Origin of the sequence: Natrinema altunense (assembly GCF_000731985.1) — an archaeon.
GTDB lineage: Archaea > Halobacteriota > Halobacteria > Halobacteriales > Natrialbaceae > Natrinema > Natrinema altunense.
This window is the reverse complement of the sequence record NZ_JNCS01000009.1, coordinates 135,583-144,493: the sequence shown is the minus strand read 5'-3', so window position 1 is coordinate 144,493 and position 8,911 is coordinate 135,583. Positions and strand designations below refer to the sequence as shown.

At 66.0% G+C, this 8,911-nt stretch carries 11 protein-coding genes; 7 read left to right on the top strand and 4 right to left on the bottom strand.

Annotation, left to right across the window (positions count from 1 at the left end):
• Positions 1-719: 719 nt before the first annotated feature.
• The gene (locus ALTAJ2_RS15055; RefSeq protein WP_007108662.1) at positions 720-1,901 is read left to right on the top strand and encodes a beta-propeller fold lactonase family protein; all 1,182 of its coding nucleotides are present in this window, start codon (positions 720-722) and stop codon (positions 1,899-1,901) included.
• A gap of 23 nt (positions 1,902-1,924) precedes the next feature.
• On the opposite strand, the gene ALTAJ2_RS15050 is transcribed toward ALTAJ2_RS15055, so the two are convergent.
• Positions 1,925-2,554, bottom strand: a complete 630-nt coding sequence (locus tag ALTAJ2_RS15050) for a metal-dependent hydrolase (RefSeq protein WP_007108661.1) — start codon at positions 2,552-2,554, stop codon at positions 1,925-1,927.
• Positions 2,555-2,821: 267 nt separating this feature from the next.
• On the opposite strand from ALTAJ2_RS15050, the gene ALTAJ2_RS15040 reads away from it, so the two are divergent.
• The 6 genes from ALTAJ2_RS15040 (at position 2,822) to ALTAJ2_RS15015 (ending at position 7,151) form a co-directional block, all read left to right on the top strand.
• The gene (locus ALTAJ2_RS15040; RefSeq protein WP_007108659.1) at positions 2,822-3,910 is read left to right on the top strand and encodes an ABC transporter ATP-binding protein; all 1,089 of its coding nucleotides are present in this window, start codon (positions 2,822-2,824) and stop codon (positions 3,908-3,910) included.
• On the top strand, positions 3,907-4,749 hold the full coding sequence (locus ALTAJ2_RS15035; protein ID WP_007108658.1) for an ABC transporter permease: 843 nt from the start codon (positions 3,907-3,909) through the stop codon (positions 4,747-4,749). Before ALTAJ2_RS15040 ends, ALTAJ2_RS15035 begins: the two co-directional genes overlap by 4 nt.
• Positions 4,750-4,813: 64 nt before the next feature.
• Entirely contained in the window at positions 4,814-5,035 is a 222-nt protein-coding gene (locus ALTAJ2_RS15030; RefSeq protein WP_007108657.1) for a hypothetical protein, read from the top strand.
• Positions 5,036-5,078: 43 nt separating this feature from the next.
• A complete protein-coding gene (gene hisD / locus ALTAJ2_RS15025; protein ID WP_007108656.1) occupies positions 5,079-6,377 on the top strand; it encodes a histidinol dehydrogenase in 1,299 nt (432 codons plus the stop codon).
• Positions 6,378-6,461: 84 nt separating this feature from the next.
• Positions 6,462-6,671, top strand: a complete 210-nt coding sequence (locus tag ALTAJ2_RS15020; RefSeq protein WP_007108655.1) for a hypothetical protein — start codon at positions 6,462-6,464, stop codon at positions 6,669-6,671.
• 105 nt (positions 6,672-6,776) lie between these two features.
• Positions 6,777-7,151 carry a HesB/IscA family protein gene (locus tag ALTAJ2_RS15015; RefSeq protein ID WP_006184153.1) on the top strand — a complete coding sequence of 125 codons (375 nt, stop codon included), beginning with the start codon at positions 6,777-6,779 and terminating at the stop codon, positions 7,149-7,151.
• Between the two features lie 144 nt (positions 7,152-7,295).
• Here ALTAJ2_RS15015 and ALTAJ2_RS15010 read toward each other — a convergent pair whose 3' ends face one another.
• The 3 genes from ALTAJ2_RS15010 to ALTAJ2_RS15000 all read right to left on the bottom strand — a co-directional run bounded on the left by ALTAJ2_RS15010 (position 7,296) and on the right by ALTAJ2_RS15000 (position 8,853).
• Positions 7,296-7,496 (bottom strand): dodecin, encoded by a 201-nt coding sequence (locus tag ALTAJ2_RS15010; RefSeq protein WP_006180927.1) that lies wholly within the window; start codon positions 7,494-7,496, stop codon positions 7,296-7,298.
• 87 nt (positions 7,497-7,583) lie between these two features.
• Positions 7,584-8,243, bottom strand: coding sequence for a hypothetical protein (locus tag ALTAJ2_RS15005; protein ID WP_007108654.1), 660 nt, complete (start codon positions 8,241-8,243; stop codon positions 7,584-7,586).
• Positions 8,236-8,853: a hypothetical protein gene (locus ALTAJ2_RS15000; protein WP_007108653.1), complete on the bottom strand. Its 618-nt coding sequence runs from the start codon at positions 8,851-8,853 to the stop codon at positions 8,236-8,238. The genes ALTAJ2_RS15005 and ALTAJ2_RS15000 overlap by 8 nt, the downstream gene beginning before the upstream one ends.
• Between the last annotated feature and the right edge of the window lie 58 nt (positions 8,854-8,911).

Here is an 8,911-nt window from a genome sequence, read left to right as displayed (position 1 = left end):
CCGATCCATCCGAGATGACGGAGCGAGTTGAACGCCCCGCCGATCACGTCTTCGTTCGCGTTCATATCCAACTGGCCTCGTACATATAAGGGCATCGGATCACGTCCCCGCCGGAAACCGCATCCGGCGAGGACTTCCGCGTGCTCCGACCGACGATCCCCTATCGTATAAGGGCGTCGTATCGTGACGCCGTCGATCGGCGTCAGTCGCGGTGAGTCCGAGTGCCTCGAGATGGACGGCAACGGAGTGGTCCGCTGGCGTCGCGAGGGCGGATATGATGCCTACCTCCGTGCCGGGTCACGGCCGGAGGGAACGTGACGGCGTGCGCCACGTCGTTCGCATTAGTGTCGAACGCCGGGCGAACACATAAGGCCGTCGTCTCGGACGCTCATTGCTCTGTGTTGGGCATTCACGGGAGAGGGATAGTCACTCCCGGAAGACTAGGGCCGACCGATGGACGGGAGATCCGCGCTCGTCGGGCCGAACGCGCCGATCGAGGGCAAAACCGACGCGTCCCCGGCGGTGATCGGTGGATGGCTCGCACTCGCTATTAGTGCACGGTCACTTTTGACACTGGCCGTCGGACGAACGGTATGGACGGGAGAGCAACGAACGATGGACGCGACCGTGATACGGACTCGAGTCTAGGTCCGACGGACCCGTTTGCCAACGGCGTCGGTCGGCGGCGACTACTCGAGTCGTCCGCGGCCGTGGGTGCAATGGTCTCCGCAACGGACTGTCTCTCTCAGGGGAGTACCGAAGGCGTGCCGACGGTGTTCGTGTTTAACAACGGCGATCGAACGGTGAGCGTCATCGATGCCGAGGCGGATGAACGCCTCGAGAACGCCTTCATCGATACGACGGCATCGTTTCCCGCCAACCAGTACGGAACGAGTCTCGACTCGGCGTACGACGGGCTCTGGCTCAACGTCAACGGGGGCGTTCGTGCGGTCGATCAACATACGCTCGAGGGGATCGAACGCGTCGAGACGGGATATGAACCGAACTATCCGAACCTGACGCCGGACGAAAAACACCTCATAGTCGCTTCGGGCGGGACGACGACGCTCGATCCCGAACCGGACGAGCAGGAGACGCACGCGATCGTCCGGATCGATGCCGATCGCGGGAGCGACGAGTTCGGAGAGGTGACCGGCAAGGTCGAGACCGAGTACACGGGCCCCTGCGACGCGACCCTCGGGCCCGACGGAAAGTACGCTTTCGTCCCGGAGATCGCGAACGAAACGGTGGCGGTCTTCTCCGTCGATCCGTTCGAAATCGTCGAGCGAGTCGATGTCGGTGACCCCGTCGGAGACGCGAAGGTCCTGCCGTTCATGGGAATGGCCTCGTTCGAGGGAGAAACCCTGCTCGTCGAGAACGGCGAGGGCGAGCTCGGAACCGATCCGGCGATCCCGCGTGAGGGGTCGGAAAGCATCTGGGACATTTCGGACCCGACGACGCCAGTCGAACGCGAGCGCATCACGCGCGACGACGGCTTGCCGGCGGCCCCGATTACGAGCGAGATCGGCCCCGATGGAGAGATAGCGTACCTCTTCACCCCGGACGGGGAAAGCGTGACGGTGATCGACTGCGAGACCGGGACGGTCGAGGGCGACCTCGACGTCGGCGGGCGGTCGATCGCGGGCGCGTGGGGCCCCGCTCGGGAAAAGCTATACGTCCCGGTGCAGACGGCAAACCACGTTGCGGTGATCGACCACGCCGAGCGAGCGGTCGCGGCGACCGTCGACGCGGGAGCGTCACCGACGGGAGCGGTCGCCGGAACCATCCGTCCGGACACGGACACGAGCCAGCGAGTCCGCGGCTCGCTCGCTGCGCTCGGCGTCGACATCGGTGAGCAGGAGATGGCTAACTGCCCGGACGGGCACTGTTACTGCGGCTGAGTATCGATGGAGCGGAGCCAGGCCTATCGTTGCTCCGGATCGGTCCGACTCGAGGCGGTGTCCCGCCCGAGAAGCGTCGCGATCGCTCGGCCGGTCGCTCGGAGACACTCCCGGAGGACGGGAGCGCCATCGAGAAGCCAGACGAGCGCCGTGAGCACGGCGAGCCCGACCTGTATCCAGAGGTACGTCGAGAGATCGCCGGCGAGGACGGTATTCGCGTAGCGGCCGGCCAGCGTGACGAACACGTCGAGGACGTCGGGTCCGGGCGGCCGGCCCTCTGCCGGTGCGATGGGCCAGAGGGTGATCTCGATGAGAAAGGTATCCTGTCGGAAGACCGAATCCACGATATCGGCGAAGGGATGTGACAGGTAGCCGAGTCCGAACGCGAGGCCGACCAGCGGACGATCGGCCGCCCGTGCGACCGTGCCGGCGACGATCGCCACCGGCACTGCGAAGAAGATCGAGTGGCCGAGGCCGTAGCCGACGTCGAAGACGCCGTACGTCCACGCGAGGGGCTTGTCGATCAGGTCCGGAAGAACCGACGCGACGACGACGGCGAAGGCGTCGAGTCCGCCAGGGGAATCGCGGACGACGAGATGACAGAGGAGCGAGTACGAGAGATAGGCGACGATCGCGTGTTCCCACGGCCACATACGACGGTGGTACGGTGGACGCGGAATAGTTATGCAGCGCTTGTCGGCGCTGAACGTGTGCCGGCAGGTCGTTCTCGAGAGCGAACTGAAAATGTCGTCGGCGAAGGGCCGACTCGAGGACACAGTGGAGTACGGGCAGCGTAACATTGGCGACCGTCGAGCGGTTCCGGTCGGCTCGTCGTGGCCGCCGGTCGAGCAGTCAACGGACCGAGCGACGACGTACAATTCGACTCACACGTATTTCCCCGTGGTCGTCGTAGCACGACCGTGACCGACTACGCTATCGAGGCCCGCGACGTGGCGGTGACGTACGCGGACGGAACGCGAGCAGTTCGCGGCGTCGACCTCCTCGTAGAGCGCGGGGAGTTCTTCGGGTTTCTCGGACCCAACGGCGCGGGCAAGACGACCATGATCAAAACGCTGGTGACGCTGTTGCGGCCGACCGACGGGTCGGTGACGGTAAACGGGTGCGACGCCGTCGCGGACCCGCGGAGCGTGCGGGCGACGGTCGGATACATGGCCCAGGAGACGAGCGTCGATCCGGAGCTGACGGCCCGCGAGAACCTCCGCTTCGCCTGTGATGCCTACGGTGTGGCACGCTCCCGACGGGACGACCGAATCGCCGAACTGCTCGAGCTCGTCGAGCTAACCGACGTCGCGGACAAGGTCGCCGACGACTTCTCCGGCGGGATGAAAAAGCGCCTCGACGCGGCGACGGCGCTCGTCCACCGACCGCCGCTCGTCTTCCTCGATGAGCCGACGACCGGGCTTGACCCGGCGGCGCGAAACCGCCTCTGGGCGTACTTCCGGCGGATCAACGACGAGGGAACGACCGTCTTTCTGACGACGCAGTATCTCGAGGAGGCCGACCAGCTGTGCGATCGGCTGTCGGTCATCCAGAACGGAGCCGTCGTCGCGGAAGGGACCCCGGACGAACTGAAACGGCGGGTCGGCGGCGAGATCCTCGCCGTCGAACTGGCGGACGCCGACGAGAGCGATCGGGCGGTCTCGATCGCACGCGAGGAGGGGCTGTTCGCGGACGGTGCGGTGATCGAGCCCAGTGAGTCCGGGGTGACGGTGACCGCGCGTGACGCGCGGGCGCGCGGAACGGATTTGCTGGTCGCCCTTCGCGACGCCGGAATCGGCGTCGTGGGGTTCGACGTTCGGGCACCGACGCTCGACGACGTCTTCCTCGCGGTGACCGGAGAACCGGACGGGAACGCGTCGGGAACTGAAACCGAACGGGAGCCGACGGACGGTGTCCGCTCCGGGCCGGTCGGTGCCGGCGGCCGTGACTCGAGCGGCCGATCGACGAGCGGGACCGACGAGCGGACGGGAAGTGGGGTGGACCGATGAGCGCACCGCACGTCGACCGCCACGGCGGGAGCTTCGCGAGCGACGTGTGGGTCACGTTCGTCCGCTGGACGATCAAGTCGGTCCGGAACCCGTTCGTGCTGGTCGTCTCGCTCGTCCAGCCGATCATCTTCCTCGTCCTGTTCACGCAGGTGTTCGGTGGCGTCGCGACGAGCGCGCTTGAGGGGATCAGTTACGAGACGTACCTCGTGCCGGCGATCGTGATTCAGGTCGCGCTGGTGGCGGCCGCGACGTCGGGAATCGGGCTGGTCAACGACATCGAGAACGGCATGTTCGAGAAGACGCTGGTGAGTCCGATGAACCGCAGCGCCGTCTTCCTGGGCAAGACGCTGGCCGAGATCGTCCGCATCGTCGTTCAGGTCACGATCGTGCTCGTCCTGGGCGTGTTGCTCGGTGCCGAGATCGCGACCGGGGTGGTCGGCGCGGTCGCGATCGTCGGTATTTGCGTCCTGTTCTCGGTCTGGTTTACCGCGTTCTCGAACGTCCTCGCGGTGTTGACCCGTGACGAAGAATCGACGATCATCGGGGCGAACCTGCTCCAGTTGCCCTTGCTGTTCGTCTCGAGTGCGTTCCTCCCGCTGCCGGCGCTGCCGGGGTGGATTCGGACGGTCGCGACGTTCAATCCGATTACGTACGGCGTGGATGCCGCCCGTGCGGTGATGCTCGGCGAGGACACCATGACGGTCATCGAGATCACGCAGTTCGACGGGATGTGGAACACGCTCGTCCCTGCGCTGGCCGTCCTGTTGGGACTCGCCTTGGTCTTCGGGTCGGTGGCCGTCTACGCGATCGGCCGCGCGGCGAGCGCCGACGTGCGGTGAGGTGGCCGGCGGTCGGACGGAACGGAACCGATGTCATTTAGCGACCGTGTGCGTAGGGGAGCACATGGACCGGTCGGGATTCGTCAAACTCGCGCTCGTCGCGTTCGGGCTCGTGATCGTGAGTTTCTTCGTGCGCGGTATCAGTCGACTCGTTCTCGGTGCGGCGGTCGCCGAATTGCTGCAGGCACCGCTTGCCGTCGTCGGGTTCGGACTCCTCGTCTACCTCTTCGTCAGGGCGACGCTCGACGCCGTCGGGATCTGGACGGTCGAGGACGCCGAGACGTGAGCGGAAGGAAACCGTTTTTCGACCGCTCCACGAACGCTGCGGTATGACAATCGACGTGCAGACGGTCGCCGATCTCGGGCCGGACGACCGTGCGGCATTCTTCGATCGCGACGCTGGTATCGAGTCGGTCAGGGGAGACGTTCGGGAGATCGTCGAACGCGTTCGCACGGAGGGAGACGTCGCCGTCCGTGAGTACACCAGCGAGTTCGACGACGTCGAGGTCGGCAACCTCGAGATCACCGACGACTGCGAGCGCGCGTACGACGAGATCGACGACGGGATGCGGGACGCGATCGAGCGGGCCGCGGCGAACGTCCGCGAGTTCCACGAGGCACAACGTCCCGAGGATTGGCGGCGGGAGTTCAGCGAGGGGCGCACGCTGGGCCGGCGCTTTCGACCGATAGAGCGCGTCGGCGTCTACGTCCCCGGCGGCTCGGCGGCCTACCCCTCGAGTGCGATCATGGGTATCGTGCCGGCGGTCGTCGCCGGCGTCGATCACGTGTCCGTGGTTACGCCGCCGGCGGACGAACTGAACCCGGTGACGTTGGCGGCGATCCACGCGGCGGGCGCGGACGCGGTCTACTGCGTCGGCGGCGCGCAGGCGATCGCAGGAATGGCCTACGGGACGGAAACGATCACCCGCGTCCAGAAGGTCGTCGGGCCCGGAAACAAGTGGGTGACCGCGGCCAAGGCCGAGGTACGGGGTGACGTCGAGATCGACTTCCTCGCCGGACCGAGCGAAGTGGTCGTCGTGGCCGACGGGAGCGCGGACCCGGAACTCGTCGCCGCGGAACTCGTCGCACAGGCCGAGCACGATCCCAACGCCTCGGTCGTGGCCGTCACCGACGACGCCGAGACCGCCGACGCGGTGGCCGCAGCCGTCGACGAGCAGGCCGACGCGCGCGAACGAGAGACCGTGATTCGAGAGGCGCTCGAAAACGATGCGAGCGGTGTCCTCCGTGCGCGATCGATGAGCGAAGCGATCCTCTTCGCCGAGGAGTACGCGCCCGAGCACCTCTCGATCATCGCCGAGGACGACGAATCGCTCCTCGAGCGCATCGACAGCGCCGGTAGCGTCTTTCTCGGTCCGAACACCCCCGTCGCGGCGGGTGACTACGCCAGCGGTACCAACCACGTCCTGCCGACCAACGGCGGCGCGCGCGTGACCGGCGGGCTCGCGGTCGAGACGTTCCTGCGGTCGACGACGGTCCAGCGACTCTCCGAGACGGGCCTCGCCGACATGGGCGAGACGATCACCACGCTCGCGACGGCCGAAGGACTCGAGGCCCACGCCGAGAGCGTCCGGAGTCGACTCGAGGACGGGACGGACGACGACGAATAGCCATTGGAAACGGGAGGAGGACGGTTTCAGCAGACGGAATTGCGGACCGGTTTTACGTAGCTGGAGGCCGGAGTAGGGACCGAGATGGAACCGCGTGTCGATCCGATGGACGGGCGCGTCCTCGAGCGCAACTACGACTACGCACAGCGGAACGTGCGGCTCCTCTCGATGTGGTACGATTGCGACCCGGAGCGGATGCTCGAGTTGCTGGCGGAACACGACATCGAACTCTCGCGCAACGACGAGCGACAGTTCGGGACGTGCTATCGATCGCTCCGGCGTGCGAACTGGTAGCCGAGTCGCGATCGGTCGATCGAGGCCGTGCGTAACCGGATTCGGCTAGTTCAGGAGTCCGAGAACGGCGTCACAGTTAACATCGTTGCGCCGGAATGGAGTGGTATGAGCACGGACAGTATGGACGGCGGGGAGGCGGACACGCGCCCGACGATCGAAGTGACCGAAGACGCGGCCGAACAGGCGCTGTCCCTCCTCGAGGGCGAGGACCTCGACGTGACGGAAGCCGGCCTTCGGCTATTCGTCCAACAGGGTGGCTGTGCCGGTCTCTCCTACGGCATGCGGTTCGACGACGCGCCGGACGAGGACGACACGATCTACGAGCACCACGACCTGCGCGTGTTCGTCGATCCGGCGAGTCTGAAGTACATCGAGGGGAGCGTCCTCGACTACGAGGACGGGTTGCAGGCCGAAGGGTTCCACGTGGACAATCCAAACGTCGTCAGCGAATGCGGCTGCGGCGAATCGTTCCGAACGTAACCGAAGCCGTTCACAGCCGATTCCGTACCGCCCTGCTTTCTGCCGGCCTGGGTCGCGACCGACGGCTGACGGACAGGAACGATCGATCGGCTCGACGAAAAGGAGCGCTCGAGAGCGGCCGGCGAAAGCCGCCGCATCGGTCGACTACTCCTCGAGTTCGAACGCGACGGTGACTTCGGCCTGGTACTCCCGATCGTCCGCGCTGGCGACTTCGACGCCGAGTTCGTCGACCTCGATCCACTGCACGTTCTGCAGGGTCGCTTCCGCGCGGTCGATGGCGTCGTCGGCCGCGGCGTCGAAACTTTCCGGACTGGTGCCGATGAGCGTTATCTTCTTGAAGACCATGGCCTGTGCGGGTACGCTGCGTAGTAACGTAAAACACGGCGTCCGTTCAGGTGTGACCCGACATCGTCGGCGTCGATACTGTCCGATTCAGTCGTCCCGCGCGTCGAGTCGATCGCGGATCGCGCCGGTGACGTCCGCGAGGTAGGCACCGCCCCACAGGGCGACGATCAGACCGCCGATCGAGTTGAACACGAAGTCGAGCATCGTATCGGCGAGACCGTACTGTGTGAGCACGGCTCTGATCCCCAGTGCTTGCGCCGACAGCGCGATGGCGAACTCGAGGATTTCCCAGAGGACGCCGAACGCGAGGACGAAAAGCAGGATGAACACCGCGACGAACCGCTGTGGGAAGTGGATGCCGTCGGCGTGCTCGTGGAGCGCACGGACGGTCGCGTATCCCGCGCCGGCGACGAGCGACGCCGAGAGCGCGTGGGTCATGTGGTCCCACCACCAGACTTGACTGTAGAGCGTTTTGGTAGCACCCGGGAGTCCGACGGTCCCGAAAGCGTGGAGGAAGACCGCAGTGGTGATCCAGAGCGTGAGTCGCGGGTCCATCGGGATCTCGTAGTCGCGCTCGAGGAGCGGCGGGAGTTGGGTGACGGCGAGTGCGACGGCCGTGTTCAGGACGATGCCGCCGTTGCCGCGTTCGATCCCGACGAACAGCATGCCGATCAACCCGATCTCCATGAAATAGGTCAGTCGCCGCTGTTGCTCCTGGGACGGCAACAACCCGGAGATGTTACGCATCGGTGCCCTCCCCCGGGGACGCTTCCTCGCCGGTCCCGTACTGCTCGAGGCGACCGAGTCGCCTGAAATACAGTTCGAAAACGATGCCGGCACCGAGCCCGGTGGCCGCGGAATAGACGAACTCCCACATCACGGCGTCGTGGTCGCTCGGGAACGGCACGCCGAGCAGTCCGGAAACGCTCCACCGAAAGAGCGCCCACAGGGCGGCAGCGGCCATCGTCGTCACGGCGACGAAGATGACGGCGAAGCCCGGTGTCATCCGCACGGTGGTAAACGCCTGCAGTTCGACGGCGATGACGAGTGCGATCGCCGCGACCGAGAGGTACGACGCGAAGTTCCCCGTCAGCCGGTCCGCCTCGAGAACCATCCCGAGCACGGGCAGCGCCGCGAGCAAGAGCACTTCCCAGGGGAGCATTGCGACCGGGGACCGAACGGCAAGCGGCGGCAACAACGCCAACACGACGAGTATCACCGCGAACGTCGTCCAAAGGACGCCACCCGTCACGAACTCACCGAGGCCGATGAGTGCGATCGCAACGACCAACAGCCACGCGACCACCGCGTTGGAGCGGTCGTCAGCGATCAGGTTCGCGAGGGGGGTCCGAGACACAGTAGCCCGTACTGACTGCCCTCACAAAAGCGTACGGAGTCCCGGGCCGCCGAGACCA